Below are 13,989 nucleotides of genomic sequence, written 5' to 3'. Positions count from 1 at the left end.
GACTATAGGCAGGTGATATGACGTATTGATTACGCTTTTATTGCGATTTAGTGTGTAGCTAAATTGCATCCTACTATTCAGGAAATCCCTATGAGCCGTTTTCGCCCCGTTGAACTTCATCACGCCAGCCGCCTGCTCAATCACGGCCCCACAATCCTCATCACCAGCTTCGACGTCGACTCACAGCGCCGCAACGTGATGGCCGCTGCCTGGTCAATGCCGGTAGAGTTTGAGCCGCCGCGTATCGCCATCGTGGTGGATAAAAGCGCCTGGTCACGGGAGATTATTGAGCGTAACGGTACCTTCGGCATCGTGGTACCGAGCGTTGCCGCCGCCAGTTGGACCTATGCTGTTGGCAGCATCAGCGGGCGTGATGAGGATAAATTCAACGCCTACGGGATTCCGGTGGTGAAAGGTCCGGTGCTGGGATTGCCGGTGATTGAAGAAAAATGTCTGGCGTGGATGGAGTGCCGACTGCTACCAGCAACGGCCGCCGCCGGGCAGTATGATACGTTGTTTGGTGAAGTGGTCAGTGCTGCGGCGGATGAACAGGCGTTCGTTGCCGGACGCTGGAATTTCGACGACGATAAGCGCAATACGCTGCATCATCTCGGCGCGGGCACGTTTGTGGCGAGCGGGAAACAGATTCGCGCCAACACCCCCCAGGAGTAACCAGCAATGGTAGCCCGGCCAAGCGAAGCGCCGCCGGGAAGGCTCGGCGCTATTCCCGGCGGCGCTTCGCTTGGCCGGGCTACGAAGGCCTACATGCTGTAGCCGGGTTTTTTAATCAGCTCATCCATATGTGGGGCAATCTCGGTGTCCCACACCTGCTGCCAATCGCTCTGTTGTACCTGATTCAGGGCAACGCTAACGGCACCTTCTTTGCTGTTCAGATGGCGAATTAATACTTCGGTGATGTCCGCTGCCAGCGCGGCTTTTTGTTCTTCATTCAGGTCGCGGGGAAAACATTTGATATCAACGTGTGGCATCTGCAGGACTCCTTAGGGTTAGAGCCATAAAGCTACCATAGCCAGGCGTAAACCACTGCCTTTTCGTGCGCTTAAGCGACGTTTTCCGCCAGCAACTGCGTGATAAACGCTTCGGTTTCGCGCTGACTGCGCAGCCGCACAAAGCGAATATGCTGCCAGGCGGGATCGGCCATATCACGCAGATAACGCTCGCGGTTTGGCCGCCAGGTTTTCAGCGTCCAGAGGATGATGGAGTCACGGCTGAAGAAAGAACGCCGGAAGCTCTCCCGGTTTCCGGTACCCGGCCACAGCTCCTGCTGCCGCCACGCGCGGCCTGCGGCACGCCAGACAGCCTGACGGAAAGTGCGCCAGAAACCGTAGTCCACCCACACCACCAGATCTACCTCGCGCCACTTTACCGGACGGCTACGATTGTAGTTCCCGTCCAGTACCCAGCCAGGTGCAGCGGTTGCTTTCGCCAGCGCGGCAAAGAGTTCCTCATCGGTTACGCCCTGCCAGTCTCGCCGCCAATAAAGCGTATCCATTTCGATATAGGGCACGGAAAACAGCGTCGCCAGACGCTTTGCCAGCGTCGACTTACCTACGCCGCTAGTGCCTACCACGTTGATTTTCATTGGTCTCTCACTCACATTCCCGGGTTGCATATCACGCAACGAACATTAAACTAAAAAAATCCTTCTGGGGCTATGAACCAGATTCATTAATGGCCACATCCCATGCTTAAAGACAACATCAACGATCTCATCTCTTTTATGGTCGTGCCGCGCGAGCGCAGTTTTACCCGCGCCGCGGCGCAGTTGGGCGTATCACAGTCGGCGCTTAGCCATGCGATGCGTAATCTGGAAAGCCGTCTCGATGTGCGCTTGCTAACGCGCACCACTCGTAACGTATCGCCTACCGAGGCGGGCGAAAGGCTCTATCAACGGCTGAGCCCGCATTTACAAGAGATTGCGCAAGAGATTGACGCCCTGCGCGATTCTCGCGAACGACCGGCGGGCAATATCCGCCTCACGGCGGGCGAGCACTCGATGAACACCGTTATCTGGCCGCGCATTAAGCCGTTTATGCAGCAGTACCCGGATATCAATATTGAGGTCACCGTCGATAACGGGCTGACGGATATTGTCGACGAGCGCTTTGATGCGGGTATCCGCTTAGGGGAACAGGTGGCGCGGGATATGATTGCGGTGCGCATCGGTCCGGATATGCGCATGGCGGTGGTCGGTTCACCGGACTATCTGGCTCGTCATGGGGTGCCGCAAACGCCGCACGATTTGCAGCAGCACCGCTGTATCAACATACGTCTGCCGACCAAAGGCGGGCTCTATGCGTGGGAGTTTGAACACGACGGCGAACCGCTGCGGGTGCGGGTTGAGGGGCAGTTGACGCTTAACTGTCTGCCCCAGCGTATAGAGGCTGTCGAAGCGGGGTTAGGGCTTGCCTACGTACCGGAAGATTCGATAGCCGAAGGCGTCGCCGCCGGGCGTTTGCAGCACGTGCTGGCCGATTGGTGTGTACCGTTTGCGGGTTATTACCTGTATTACCCAAGCCGCCGCCAGCACACCACTGCGTTTGCGCTGTTAGTGGAAGCGCTGCGCTACGCGTAGCGACGATCTTGTAGGCCGGATAAGGCGAAGCCGCCATCCGGCAATGTGCACCAATGCCTGATGGCGGCTTCGCCTTATCAGGCCTAAATAGCGGATTTAGGCTGCAGGTTTTCGTCAAACTCAAGGCGCTTTCTGTCCGGCTCGGCTTCAGTTAACGGTTCAACCGCAACCAGCGTCTTCTGGCATCGCTCAACCAGCACCTGATACTCACGGGTGCCCTGCTTTTTCCACTCAAGCTCTTGCTCGGTTAAGCTGCGAATCGCCTTCGCCGGGCTGCCGATAATCAGATGGTTGGCGGGCATTTCCGCCCGCGCCTTCACGAAAGCGCACGCCCCCACAATGCTGTTCTCACCAATGGTGGCACCGTCGATAATCACCGCGCTCATGCCGACCAGCGCATTACGGCCAATCACGCAGCCGTGAAGGATCGCACCGTGGCCGATATGCCCGTTTTCTTCCACTACCGTATCCTGGCCGGGAAAGCCGTGCATCACGCAGTTATCCTGGATATTCGCGCCATCTTTGACGACGATGCGCCCAAAATCACCGCGCAGGCTGGCATTTGGCCCAACGTAAACCCCTTTGCCAAGGATCACGTCGCCTATGAGTACGGCGGTCGGGTGAACGTAGCTTTCCGTCGGAACCACCGGGGTCATCCCGTCCATCTGATAAATCGGCATGGCTTCTCCTGTTACGCTTCGGGTAATCCCCCAAAACGCTGATAATAGAGCGGCCCCGGCGCGGGCAGTTCGCCCACCGAGCTTTCGCCTTTTTCACTGACGAAAGCCTGCGCCCCTGGGGCCACGCGTTGATAGATGTTGATACAGAGCTGGCGTGCGGTCTGGCCGAGCCAATGGGCGGGCAGCAACTCTTCCGGCAACAGCGGATCTTTCAGCACCACGCGGCGGTAGAAGTGGATCAGCAGCAGACGAATCTGGAAGCAGCGTTCCGGCGTAAGCTCATCGGCCTCAGCATCGCGCAGCAGCGGTAATAAAGGGCGGAACAGCATGATAAACGCCTCGTACATGGCGTTCTGTTCAGTTAGATGCCAGCACTCCTCTACCCGCTCGCGCAGCGCGGCGCGGGAGAGCGCCAGCGGCGAATGGGCTTCGAAGAAGATAACGTTCTCCGCCACGCCCGCTTCATGCAGCAGTGACTGTACATCGGCCAGCTTTTGCGACGGCGAGGCCAAAAGGCTCGGGGCCAGCACGCCAAAGCCCTGCCAGATAAGTTGTTTTTTCACTTCGGCGAGGGTGTTTTTTTCTAGCCCTTCGGACAGTAGCAGCAGCCAGGTGCCGTCCCATTCCGGGGCGTTGGCGCGATAGATTTTGCTCTCGGCGCGGCGCGTCAAGCGTAGCCCTTTGTCGCTCAGGCGATAGAAACTGCGGCGGCCGATGCGTACCACGTCCAGCCACTCTTCTTTGTTGAGGCGGAACAGCGCGGTACGCACAAAGCGTTCACCAAAGCCCAGCCCTTCCAGCAGCGCCGCCACGCTGCCAAGCCAGACTTCCCCGCCACGCTGAGATAAACAGTCACCGTATAGTGAGGCAATCAGCGAGGTACCGCTGATCGGCATCGCGGTGACCGCCTGCTGAATAAAGCTATCGAGTTTTTCCATATGATTCATAGTGTTGTTGTTTTTGTCCTTTTTGAATCATAGCACAGGAATTTGTAGCCCGGCCGAACGAAGTGACGCCGGGGGGGCGCGATGCAAAAACCCGGCGTCGCGTTGCTCGGCCGGGCTACATTGCTTAACCGTTGGCGGCGGCTTTACGCAGGTCAAACACGCGGCACGCCTTGCCTTCGGAGCGTGGAATGCTGCCGCAGTTGACGATGCTGACGTCGGTAGAAATGCCGACCATCGACTTAATACGATGACGCAGGTGGTGGCAAATCTGGCAGCGCTGCTCGTGGCTCAGCACCAGACTACTCTCTTTCAGCTCAACACGAATCGACAGTGAATCAAGATGCCCACGACGATCGACTTCCAGCTGGTAGTGCGGCGCCAGATGTTCAATCTTGAGGATCTCTTCTTCCACCTGCGATGGGAAAACGTTCACCCCACGAATAATCAGCATGTCGTCGCTGCGCCCACTGATGCGATCCATACGGCGCATGGTGCGGGCGGTGCCCGGCAGCAGACGCGTCAGGTCGCGGGTGCGGTAGCGGATCACCGGCAGCGCTTCTTTGGTCAGCGTGGTGAACAGCAGTTCGCCATGTTCGCCGTCGGCCAGCGGCGTACCGTCTTCCGGGTTGACCACTTCCGGGAAGAAATGGTCTTCCCAGATGGTTGGGCCGTCGGCGGTTTCAATACATTCCATCGCCACGCCCGGCCCCATCACTTCGGACAGACCGTAGATATCCAGCGCAGTAATACCCAGGCGGCGTTCAATCTCCGCCTTCATACCGGTGGTCCACGGTTCCGCGCCGAACACTCCGGTACGCAGCGAACAGCCACGCGCGTCGCCGCCCATCTGGCGTTCCAGCTCTTCAATCAGGTTCAGACAGTAAGACGGCGTCACCATGATCATATCGGGTTTGAAATCACGGATCAGCTGCGCCTGTTTCTCAGTCTGGCCGCCGGACATCGGGATCACCGTCGCCCCTAAGCGTTCGGCACCGTAGTGCGCGCCCAGGCCGCCGGTAAACAGGCCATAGCCGTAGGCCACGTGAATTTTATCCTTCGCCGAGCCGCCCGCAGCGCGCAGCGAACGGGCGACGATGTTCGCCCAGGTATCGATATCGTTCTGCGTATAGCCAACGACGGTTGGCTTGCCGGTGGTCCCGGACGACGCGTGAATGCGCACTACCTGCTCCATCGGTACCGCGAAGGTATCGAACGGATAGTTGTCGCGCAGATCCTGCTTGGTGGTGCAGGGAAATTTGGCGAGATCGCTCAGCTCATGAAAATCGTCAGGGTGTACGCCCGCCGCGTCAAACTTACGACGGTACATCGGGACATTTTCGTAGGCGTGTTTCAGCGTCCACTTCAGGCGCTCGGTTTGCAGAGCCTGTAACTCGTCACGCGATGCGGTTTCAATCGGATCTAATGTTGTTGTAGTTGTCATTTTGTAGGGTACTCGCAGGTCAATTAGCTCACACTCGCTCGAGGATCATGGCAATGCCCTGACCCACGCCAATACACATCGTACACAGCGCATAGCGTCCATTGCGTCGTTCCAGCTCCAGCGTCGCGGCCAGCGCCAGCCGCGCGCCGCTCATACCTAACGGATGGCCTAAGGCGATGGCGCCACCGTTGGGATTCACGTGCGCCGCGTCGTCCGCCAGCCCCAGCTGTCTGAGCACGCCCAGCGCCTGAGCGGCAAAAGCTTCGTTCAGCTCAATCACGTCCATATCGTTAATATTCAGCCTCGCGCGCTCCAGCACTTTACGCACCGCCGGAACCGGCCCAAGACCCATGTACTTCGGTTCAACGCCCGCGGTCGCCATGGCGACAATACGCGCACGCGGCGTTAAGCCCTGCGCGGCGGCCTGCTGCTGGCTTGCGATAATCAGCGCTGCCGCACCGTCGTTCACGCCGGACGCGTTGCCCGCCGTCACCACGCCGCCCTTACGGAACGGGGTTTTCAGCGAGGCCAGTTGTTCAAGTGTGGTTTCCGCGCGCGGATGCTCATCTTCACGCACCGCGCTGACCGTGCCCTTCTTACCGATAATCTGCACCGGCACAATTTCCTGCGCCAGAATGCCGTCGCGCTGCGCTTTGGCGGTACGCTGCTGGCTACGGTAAGCAAAGGCGTCCTGATCTTCCCGGCTGATGTTTAACAATTCCGCTACATTCTCTGCCGTTTCCGGCATGCTGTCAGTACCAAATTGTTGCTGCATGAGCGGGTTCACAAAACGCCAGCCGATAGTGGTATCGAACATCTCGGCCTGACGCTGGTACGGCGTGGTCGCCTTGCCCATCACAAACGGTGCGCGGGACATCGACTCTACGCCACCGGCAATCATCAGGTCCGCATCGCCCGCTTTAATAGCCCGCGCGGCGAAGCCAATCGCGTCGAGGCCAGAGCCGCACAGACGGTTAATGGTGGTGCCGGAAACGCCGTACGGATAGCCCGCCAGCAACGTTGCCATATGTGCGACGTTACGGTTATCTTCCCCGGCCTGGTTTGCGCAGCCGAAAATCACATCATCAATACAGGTTGGATCTAACTTCGGATTACGGCTTAACAGCTCACGCAACGGGATCGCCGCCAGATCGTCGGCGCGAACCCCGGCCAGACCACCCGCATAGCGGCCAATCGGGGTACGAATACCGTCACAAATAAAGGCATCACGCATTAGACTTCTCCTGTAATAGTGCCGCCGATGCGGTGCGATTTGCCGCGAAACAGCGCCACGGTTTTTTGCTGCGGGTTGACGATTTCAATGTCATACACGCCGGTCAGTTTGCCCTGCTGCTTCACCCGGGCGGTGGCGGTTAATTTCTCGCCCGCAAAAGCCGGACGCAGAAAATCGATGCTGGCCGCCGAGGCCACCGCCGCCAGCCCCTGGCTGTTGCAGGCGTAGGCAAAAGCGGTATCCGCCAGGGTGAAAAGCTGGCCGCCGTGGCAGGTCTGATGGCCGTTTAGCTGCGAGGGCGATACGGTCATCGTCATCTGCGCGTAGCCGTCGTCCATCTCAATAATGTCAATCCCCAGCGCCTGCGCGCAGGTGTCTTTTTCGTACATGGCGCGGGCGTTGCGCCAGGCTTCATTACTCATGACGCATCTCCATCAGCGCTTTCTGGCGCAGCAGCGCACTGGGGCGATAGCGTTCTTCGCCGTAGTGCTGTTGTAGGTTTTCCAGTAGACGCAGCACGCGCCTCCAACCGAGGGATTCACCCCAGGCCAGCGGACCGCGCGGGTAGTTCACTCCTAAGCGCATCGCGGTATCGATATCGTCCGCGTTAGCGACGCCTTTTTGCACCGCATCCAGCGCTTCGTTCGCCAGCATGGCCACCGTGCGCCACACCAAAAGCCCAGGGTAGTCGGCAATACGCAGCACCTTTTTGCCCTGCTGCTGGAAGTAGTACACCGCTTTGTCGGTGGCGAAATCCGGGTTGGTCGGCGCACCTGCCAGCACCACGGTATCGCCTGCCGCATGGTCATACACCACCACCGGGCGCTGATGCTGCACGCTTAAGGCCAGCGCGGTTTCCCCGGTGGTTTCCAGCAGCAGCACATCGTCTAATTCGGTGACAACGTCACTTTTAACGATCTTCGCCGCGCGGTCAGCAGAAACCGCAGCCAACGCCAATTCGGGCTGGTTTTCTACCGGCCAGCGATAGACGCCGTGACCGCTCTTCTTGCCCAGACGCCCCGCCAGCGCCAGCTCCTGTTGCAGCAGCGATGGCAGAAAACGGCGGTCCTGCCAGAAGGCGTTAAATACCGAACAGGTCACGGCAAAGTTCACGTCCTGGCCGATAAGGTCGGTCAGCGCCAGCGGCCCCATCGGGAAGCCGCCGCCGTCGCGCAGTGCGGCATCAATCACTTCCGCAGACGCCACCTGCTCTTCCAGCGCGCGCCAGGCTTCGGCGTAATAAGGACGCGCCACACGGTTCACGATAAAGCCCGGCGTAGAGCGGCAGCGCACCGGCTGTTTGCCCCAGGCGGTCACGCACTGGCAAAGCTGCTCGACCACTTCCGTAGAGGTGGCAAGCCCGCTCACCACTTCCACCAGTTTCATGACCGGTGCCGGGTTAAAGAAGTGCAGCCCCGCTACGCGTTCCGGGTGCTTGATGCCCGCCGCAATGGCGGTAATCGAGATGGACGAGGTGTTGCTGGTCAGCAGCGTTGAGGGGGAGCAAATCTCCGCCAGCTCGCTGAACAGCGCCTTTTTTATCTCCAGCCGCTCGGAGGCGGCTTCAATCACCAGTTGCGCGTCGGCAAGCTGCGCTAATTCGGTTGCTGGGGCAATACGCGCCAGCAGCGCCTGTGCCTGCTCGGCGCTGACTTTGCCGCGGCTAACGCGGGCGTTCAGGCGCTGGGCAATGCCGTCGATGGCGCGAGTCATCGTCTCGGCGGAAATGTCGTACAGCAACACCGCATGTCCGGCGCTGGCCGCTACCTCAACAATCCCCGCGCCCATGGTGCCGCCGCCTATCACGGCGACGGTGTGAAGAGTCTGGCTCATGGCTTATTTCCCGCTGAACTGTGGTGGACGTTTGGCGAGGAAGGCGCTGACGCCTTCGCGATAGTCGTCGCTGCGACCGGCCATGCGCTGGTAGTCGCGCTCAAGCTCAAGCTGCTCATCCAGCGAGTTGGTTTCGGAAAGCTGTAACGCTTTCTTGATCAGCCCCAGACCGTAGGTCGGCTGGGTGGCGAAATGGCGCGCCATGGTCAGCGCGGTATCTTTCAGCTCGGCATCGTCAACCACCTGCCAGATCATCCCCCACTGCGCGGCCTGTTCGGCGCTGAGGTTATCGCCGAGCATCAGCAGGCCAACGGCGCGAGCGCGACCGGCAACGCGCGGCAGCACCCAGCTTCCGCCGCAGTCCGGCACCAGGCCGAGCTTGCTGAAGGCCATGACAAACTTCGCCGAACGTGCGGCAATCACGATGTCACAGCCCATCGCCAGCGTGGCACCGGCACCGGCAGCAACGCCGTTCACGGCGCAGATAACCGGCTTTGGCAGCGCGGCTAAGCGGCGCACCAGCGGGTTGTAAAAGCGTTCTACCGACATGCCCAGATCCGGCGCGGGGCCGCTCGGGTCAACGTTACGGTCGTTCAGATCCTGTCCGGCGCAAAAACCACGTCCGGCACCGGTAATCAGCAGGCAACGAATGGTGTCGTCGCGTTCGGCCTGTTTCAGGCAGTCGGCAAGCTGCTGGTGCATCACGTCGTTAAAGCTGTTGAGTCGGTCCGGGCGGTTCAGGGTAATGGTCATTACGCCCTGTTCCACTTCGCTGAGAATGAATGCGTCCACGATTAGCGTCCTTTGAATTCTGGTGTGCGTTTTTCTAAAAAGGCGCTCACGCCTTCACGACGGTCTTCGGTACCGCTCAGCAGCGTAAACAGCTGACGTTCCTGCACCAGACCAGCCTGCAAACCCACCTCGTGCGCAAGACGCAGCGACTGTTTTGCCGCCCGCAGCGCCAGCGGTGAGCGGCTGGCGATGGTCGCCGCCAGCTTCAGCGCGTATTCATCGGAGAGGTTCGCTGGGTGAATATCGCTCACCAGCCCGGCCTGCTGTGCGCGTTCGGCATCAATGCTTTCGCCGCTCAGCACCATACGGCTGGCCAGCGCTTTGCCGACGCTGCGAATAAGGCGCTGCGTACCGCCCGCACCTGGCATGGTGCCGAGGGTAATTTCCGGCAGGCCAAATCGGGCGTTATCGCCAGCAATCACCAGGTCGCACAGCAGCGCCAGCTCACAGCCCGCGCCCAGCGCGTAGCCGTTCACCACCGCCAGCAGCGGCTTGTTGAAGGCATCGATGCGCGCCCACAGACGCGGACGAATATCGTCGAAGGTGGCGGGCAAGTCTTTTTCCGCCATCTCGTTGAGGTCGGCACCAGCAGCGAAATAGCGCGGGTTGCCGCTAATCACACACACGCTGATGCTGGCGTCCGCCGCCGCGCTTTCGAGCGCATCCGCAATCTGTGTCAGCAGCGCATTGTTCAGGGCGTTACGCGCCTGTGGGCGGTTCAGCGTCAGTTGCAGTACGCGGTCGTGACGGGTAATCAGCAGTTCGCTCATGCCATCCCCCGCGCGTCAAAGTCGACCACCACGTCACCGCTGGTTGGCAGCGCCTGGCAGCTCAGTACATAGCCCGCCGCTACTTCATCGGCTTCGAGGCTGTAGTTGGCGGCCATCGCCACTTCACCGCTCACCACCTTGCATTTGCAGGTGGCGCAGACGCCGCCTTTACAGGCGAACGGCAGGTCAGCGCCCTGACGCAGCGCGGCATCGAGAATGCTGTCATCTTCGGCGTTCAGCGAAATCAGGCGATCGCGTCCGTCCTGACGAATGGTGACCGTGCGGCCTTCCGCCTGCACGCCGGTGGCGCGTTTCACGCTGGTGCCCGGCGTATTGAAGCGTTCGAGATGAATGGATTTTTCCGGCACGCCCAGTTCGCGTAGCGCCACTTCGGCTTCGTCCATCATCGCCGACGGGCCGCAGATAAAGGCATCGTCAAAGCGGCTGAAATCGAGCAGGGTTTTGCCGAGCGCATGCAGTTTTTCGCCGTCGATACGCCCTTGTAACAGATCGCTGTCCATCGACTCCTGGCTGAACAGATGCACCACCTGCAAACGCTGCGGGTAGCGGTCTTTCAGGTCGGCAAGCGCCTGGCGGAACATCATGCTGTGGCTACTGCGGTTGCCGTAAATCAGCGTGAACTGGCTGGCCGGTTCGGTGGCGAGCGTCGCTTCAATAATCGCCATCATCGGCGTAATGCCGGAACCGGCAGCAATTGCCAGATATTCAGCCTCGCGCTCGGCCTGCGGCTGGTAGCCAAAGTGGCCTTGCGGCACCATCACTTCAAGCGCCATGCCCTGCTGGATATCGTTCTGGGCATAGCGGGAGAAACGGCCGCCATCGATGGCTTTGACCGCCACGCTGATTTCAGACGGCGAACGGCTGCGGCAAATGGAGTAGCAGCGGCGTAATTCTTCCCCGCCGAGACGGGTTTTCAGCGTCAGATGCTGGCCCGGACGGAAGGCGTAAACGCTACGCAGCGCGTCGGGAATGGCAAAAGTGATGGTGACCGAATCACGGGTTTCCGGTTCGACCTTTGCCACGGTAAGCGAATGAAATGTTGTCATCGCAGCCTCAAATACATTTAAAGTAATCAAAGGGTTCACGGCAGCTGTCGCAGCGATACAGCGCTTTACAGGCCGTGGAACCGAATTCACTAATCAGCGACGTGTGGGTGCTGCCGCAGCGCGGGCAGACCACATCCTTCGGCATCTCGTCGGCATGGCAGGCGTGAGCCTGCGGTGGGCTGATACCGTACTGGCGCAGACGCTCGCGAGCATCCGGGCTCATCCAGTCGGTGGTCCACGGCGGGTCGAGCTGCAGCACGATATGCACCGGCGTATAGCCGTGCTCCGCCATCACCGTGCGAATTTCACCCAGCAGATGTTCGGTGGCCGGGCAACCCGAGTAGGTTGGCGTAAAGCCAATCACCCAGCCGTCGCCGTGACGCTCAACGCGGCGCACCATGCCGAGGTCGGTAATGGTCAGCACCGGGACTTCCGGGTCTGGAATGGCGCTTAATAATCCCCAGACGGTGCGAACCTCCGGGGGCGCAATTGCGGCGAGACGTTGCATAGCCACCTCCTGCTACCACTGCTGGCCGGGATACGACCGCTGTAAATACTGCATCTCTGCCAGCATCGGCCCGAGATGTTCGCTATGCAGACCCTGCTTGCCGCCGCGACGGAACGCCGCTTCTTCAGGGATCTGCAAACCGGCGTCGAGCAGCGCGGTGTGCACCGTCGCCTGCCATTCGGCCGCTAATTCGCGTGGGTCAACGGCGATGCCCTGCTCGCTCAGACTGATATCCAGCTCGTCGGCCATAAACAGCTCGCCGGTGAAGCGCCACAGGTTGTTCACCGCCTGCTGCATCAGCTGCGTGGAGTAGTCCGTGCCGTTGCCCAGACGCTCCAGCCAACCGCGGCTAAAGCGCAGGTGATAACGCACCTCTTTCAGCCCTTTGGCGGCGATGGCGGCAATCTGCGCATCGCGGCTGTTGACCAGGCGGCTGAACAGCGCCACGTGCCAGACATCCATAAAGAACTGACGGGCGATGGTGTCGGCGAAGTTGCCGTTCGGCTGCTCGACCAGCAGCACGTTGCTGAACTGGCGTTCGTCGCGGCCAAAGGCCAGGGTGTCTTCGTCGCCGCTGCCGTTCAGTTCGGCGGCGTAGCTCAGGAAATTGCGCGCCTGACCCAGCAGGTCGAGGCCGATGTTGGCCAGCGCGAGGTCAATTTCCAGCTCCGGCGCGTGACCGCACCAGGCACCTAAACGCTGGGCCAGCACCAGGCCGTTATCGCCAAGACGCAGTGCATAGGTTGCAACAGGGTTTTGCGTGTTCATCGTTGCCTCACATATGTTCCATGCCGTCTGGCACGGTGTAGAAGGTCGGATGACGGTAGACCTTGCTCTCGGCCGGGTCGAAAAACTCACCGCGCTCTTCCGGCTGCGAGGCGACGATTTCGCTCGCCTTCACCACCCAGATGGAGCAGCCTTCGCTGCGGCGGGTGTAGGCATCACGCGCGTTTTCCAGCGCCATCTGATCGTCGGCGGCGTGCAGGCTGCCCACGTGACGGTGCGACAGACCCTGTTTGCTGCGGACAAACACTTCATATAACGGCCAGTATGTTTTGCTCATTCTTTTTCTCCTCAGGCGGCATCGCGAGCGCGTTGTTTTTCGGCATGAGCCAGCGCGGCTTCGCGCACCCATGCCCCCTCTTCCCAGGCTTTGCGCTTGGCGCCCAGACGTTCGTGGTTACAGATGCCACGCCCGTTGATGACTTCATTGAGTTCCTGCCAGTCGATTTCGCCGTAGCGATAGTGACCGGTGGCCTCGTCCAGATAGAGGTCGGCATCCGGCACCTTCATGCCGAGGATGTCGACCTGCGGGACGGTGTTGTCGACAAAGCGCTGGCGTAGTTCATCGTTGGAATGCAGTTTGATCTTCCACGCCATGCTGCGGGCGCTGTTTGGTGAGTTGTCATCGCTCGGCCCGAACATCATTAATGCTGGCCACCAGAAGCGGTTGATGGCGTCCTGCAGCATCTGACGCTGTTCTTCACTTCCTGCCGCCAGCGCCATACAGGCTTCAAAGCCCTGACGCTGGTGGAAGCTCTCTTCTTTGCAGATTTTGACCATCGCACGGGCATACGGGCCGTAGGAGGTACGGCACAGCGCCACCTGATTGACGATCGCCGCGCCATCAACCAGCCAGCCGATCACGCCGATATCCGCCCAGGTCAGCGTCGGGTAGTTAAAGATGGAGGAGTACTTCATCTGCCCGTCGAGCATCTTCTGGTAGATATCTTCACGGGCGCAGCCGAGAGTTTCCGCCGCGCTATAGAGGTAGAGGCCATGCCCGGCTTCGTCCTGCACCTTCGCCAGCAGAATCGCTTTACGGCGAAGCGTTGGGGCGCGGGTGATCCAGTTGCCTTCCGGCAGCATACCGACGATTTCCGAGTGCGCGTGCTGGCCAATCTGGCGGATCAGCGTCTTGCGGTACGCGTCCGGCATCCAGTCCTGCGGTTCGATGGCGGTATCCTGCGCGATGCGCTGGTCAAAGCGTTGTTCTTCTGTTGTCACGTCATCACCTTATGATTCCGATAAATTCAACAAATCAATTTTTGTGAATCACTTTGTTTTATAAAAGTTACATCTTAGTTAAATAAAACCACAAATTTTGTTTGTGCATTTTGT

At 59.7% G+C, this 13,989-nt stretch carries 17 protein-coding genes; 2 read left to right on the top strand and 15 right to left on the bottom strand.

The genetic code is table 11. The features are described 5' to 3' along the window. Positions 1-90: 90 nt before the first annotated feature. Positions 91-672 carry a flavin reductase family protein gene (locus tag ACH1XZ_RS05295; protein WP_395594618.1) on the top strand — a complete coding sequence of 194 codons (582 nt, stop codon included), beginning with the start codon at positions 91-93 and terminating at the stop codon, positions 670-672. Between the two features lie 89 nt (positions 673-761). Here the strand turns inward: ACH1XZ_RS05295 and pptA are convergent, their stop codons facing one another. After that, entirely contained in the window at positions 762-989 is a 228-nt protein-coding gene (pptA, locus tag ACH1XZ_RS05290) for a tautomerase PptA (protein WP_395594617.1), read from the bottom strand. A 71-nt stretch (positions 990-1,060) separates the two neighbouring features. After that, the gene (locus ACH1XZ_RS05285; RefSeq protein WP_395594616.1) at positions 1,061-1,603 is read right to left on the bottom strand and encodes an AAA family ATPase; all 543 of its coding nucleotides are present in this window, start codon (positions 1,601-1,603) and stop codon (positions 1,061-1,063) included. Positions 1,604-1,705: 102 nt separating this feature from the next. Between ACH1XZ_RS05285 and ACH1XZ_RS05280 the strand changes: the two genes are divergently transcribed. Beyond that, complete coding sequence (locus tag ACH1XZ_RS05280) at positions 1,706-2,596, top strand: LysR family transcriptional regulator (RefSeq protein WP_395594615.1); 891 nt, start codon at positions 1,706-1,708, stop codon at positions 2,594-2,596. Between the two features lie 83 nt (positions 2,597-2,679). On the opposite strand, the gene paaY is transcribed toward ACH1XZ_RS05280, so the two are convergent. From paaY to paaA, 13 genes are all read right to left on the bottom strand, one after another. Then, complete coding sequence (gene paaY / locus ACH1XZ_RS05275; RefSeq protein WP_395594614.1) at positions 2,680-3,276, bottom strand: phenylacetic acid degradation protein PaaY; 597 nt, start codon at positions 3,274-3,276, stop codon at positions 2,680-2,682. Between the two features lie 11 nt (positions 3,277-3,287). Beyond that, a complete protein-coding gene (gene paaX, locus ACH1XZ_RS05270) occupies positions 3,288-4,214 on the bottom strand; it encodes a phenylacetic acid degradation operon negative regulatory protein PaaX (protein ID WP_395594613.1) in 927 nt (308 codons plus the stop codon). A 133-nt stretch (positions 4,215-4,347) separates the two neighbouring features. After that, positions 4,348-5,664, bottom strand: a complete 1,317-nt coding sequence (paaK, locus tag ACH1XZ_RS05265) for a phenylacetate--CoA ligase PaaK (RefSeq protein WP_395594612.1) — start codon at positions 5,662-5,664, stop codon at positions 4,348-4,350. 28 nt (positions 5,665-5,692) lie between these two features. After that, positions 5,693-6,898: a 3-oxoadipyl-CoA thiolase gene (gene pcaF / locus ACH1XZ_RS05260; RefSeq protein WP_395594611.1), complete on the bottom strand. Its 1,206-nt coding sequence runs from the start codon at positions 6,896-6,898 to the stop codon at positions 5,693-5,695. Further along, complete coding sequence (gene paaI / locus ACH1XZ_RS05255) at positions 6,898-7,320, bottom strand: hydroxyphenylacetyl-CoA thioesterase PaaI (protein WP_065356988.1); 423 nt, start codon at positions 7,318-7,320, stop codon at positions 6,898-6,900. The genes pcaF and paaI overlap by 1 nt, the downstream gene beginning before the upstream one ends. Next, positions 7,313-8,731, bottom strand: coding sequence for a 3-hydroxyacyl-CoA dehydrogenase (locus ACH1XZ_RS05250; protein ID WP_395594610.1), 1,419 nt, complete (start codon positions 8,729-8,731; stop codon positions 7,313-7,315). Before ACH1XZ_RS05250 ends, paaI begins: the two co-directional genes overlap by 8 nt. 3 nt (positions 8,732-8,734) lie before the next feature. Further along, positions 8,735-9,523: a 2-(1,2-epoxy-1,2-dihydrophenyl)acetyl-CoA isomerase PaaG gene (gene paaG, locus ACH1XZ_RS05245; RefSeq protein WP_185666266.1), complete on the bottom strand. Its 789-nt coding sequence runs from the start codon at positions 9,521-9,523 to the stop codon at positions 8,735-8,737. Between the two features lie 2 nt (positions 9,524-9,525). After that, positions 9,526-10,293, bottom strand: coding sequence for a 2,3-dehydroadipyl-CoA hydratase PaaF (paaF, locus tag ACH1XZ_RS05240; RefSeq protein ID WP_395594609.1), 768 nt, complete (start codon positions 10,291-10,293; stop codon positions 9,526-9,528). Further along, entirely contained in the window at positions 10,290-11,360 is a 1,071-nt protein-coding gene (paaE, locus tag ACH1XZ_RS05235) for a 1,2-phenylacetyl-CoA epoxidase subunit PaaE (protein WP_395594608.1), read from the bottom strand. Before paaE ends, paaF begins: the two co-directional genes overlap by 4 nt. A gap of 7 nt (positions 11,361-11,367) precedes the next feature. Further along, positions 11,368-11,868: a 1,2-phenylacetyl-CoA epoxidase subunit PaaD gene (paaD, locus tag ACH1XZ_RS05230; protein ID WP_185666263.1), complete on the bottom strand. Its 501-nt coding sequence runs from the start codon at positions 11,866-11,868 to the stop codon at positions 11,368-11,370. Positions 11,869-11,880: 12 nt separating this feature from the next. Then, the gene (gene paaC / locus ACH1XZ_RS05225; protein WP_395594607.1) at positions 11,881-12,636 is read right to left on the bottom strand and encodes a 1,2-phenylacetyl-CoA epoxidase subunit PaaC; all 756 of its coding nucleotides are present in this window, start codon (positions 12,634-12,636) and stop codon (positions 11,881-11,883) included. Between the two features lie 7 nt (positions 12,637-12,643). Next, positions 12,644-12,931, bottom strand: a complete 288-nt coding sequence (paaB, locus tag ACH1XZ_RS05220) for a 1,2-phenylacetyl-CoA epoxidase subunit PaaB (RefSeq protein WP_032943000.1) — start codon at positions 12,929-12,931, stop codon at positions 12,644-12,646. Positions 12,932-12,942: 11 nt separating this feature from the next. Next, positions 12,943-13,875: a 1,2-phenylacetyl-CoA epoxidase subunit PaaA gene (gene paaA, locus ACH1XZ_RS05215; RefSeq protein WP_395594606.1), complete on the bottom strand. Its 933-nt coding sequence runs from the start codon at positions 13,873-13,875 to the stop codon at positions 12,943-12,945. Between the last annotated feature and the right edge of the window lie 114 nt (positions 13,876-13,989).

It is taken from the genome of Kluyvera chengduensis, assembly GCF_044197065.1.
Lineage (GTDB): Bacteria > Pseudomonadota > Gammaproteobacteria > Enterobacterales > Enterobacteriaceae > Kluyvera > Kluyvera ascorbata_C.
This window is presented reverse-complemented; position numbering and strand designations above follow the sequence as displayed.

What these genes read in the sequence shown, in the direction of transcription:
- ACH1XZ_RS05295 (WP_395594618.1), top strand. Translation starts at nt 91, where the DNA reads ATGAGCCGTTTTCGCCCCGTTGAACTTCATCACGCCAGCCGCCTGCTC.
- pptA (WP_395594617.1), bottom strand. Translation starts at nt 989, where the DNA reads ATGCCACACGTTGATATCAAATGTTTTCCCCGCGACCTGAATGAAGAA.
- ACH1XZ_RS05285 (WP_395594616.1), bottom strand. Translation starts at nt 1,603, where the DNA reads ATGAAAATCAACGTGGTAGGCACTAGCGGCGTAGGTAAGTCGACGCTG.
- ACH1XZ_RS05280 (WP_395594615.1), top strand. Translation starts at nt 1,706, where the DNA reads ATGCTTAAAGACAACATCAACGATCTCATCTCTTTTATGGTCGTGCCG.
- paaY (WP_395594614.1), bottom strand. Translation starts at nt 3,276, where the DNA reads ATGCCGATTTATCAGATGGACGGGATGACCCCGGTGGTTCCGACGGAA.
- paaX (WP_395594613.1), bottom strand. Translation starts at nt 4,214, where the DNA reads ATGGAAAAACTCGATAGCTTTATTCAGCAGGCGGTCACCGCGATGCCG.
- paaK (WP_395594612.1), bottom strand. Translation starts at nt 5,664, where the DNA reads ATGACAACTACAACAACATTAGATCCGATTGAAACCGCATCGCGTGAC.
- pcaF (WP_395594611.1), bottom strand. Translation starts at nt 6,898, where the DNA reads ATGCGTGATGCCTTTATTTGTGACGGTATTCGTACCCCGATTGGCCGC.
- paaI (WP_065356988.1), bottom strand. Translation starts at nt 7,320, where the DNA reads ATGAGTAATGAAGCCTGGCGCAACGCCCGCGCCATGTACGAAAAAGAC.
- ACH1XZ_RS05250 (WP_395594610.1), bottom strand. Translation starts at nt 8,731, where the DNA reads ATGAGCCAGACTCTTCACACCGTCGCCGTGATAGGCGGCGGCACCATG.
- paaF (WP_395594609.1), bottom strand. Translation starts at nt 10,293, where the DNA reads ATGAGCGAACTGCTGATTACCCGTCACGACCGCGTACTGCAACTGACG.
- paaE (WP_395594608.1), bottom strand. Translation starts at nt 11,360, where the DNA reads ATGACAACATTTCATTCGCTTACCGTGGCAAAGGTCGAACCGGAAACC.
- paaD (WP_185666263.1), bottom strand. Translation starts at nt 11,868, where the DNA reads ATGCAACGTCTCGCCGCAATTGCGCCCCCGGAGGTTCGCACCGTCTGG.
- paaC (WP_395594607.1), bottom strand. Translation starts at nt 12,636, where the DNA reads ATGAACACGCAAAACCCTGTTGCAACCTATGCACTGCGTCTTGGCGAT.
- paaB (WP_032943000.1), bottom strand. Translation starts at nt 12,931, where the DNA reads ATGAGCAAAACATACTGGCCGTTATATGAAGTGTTTGTCCGCAGCAAA.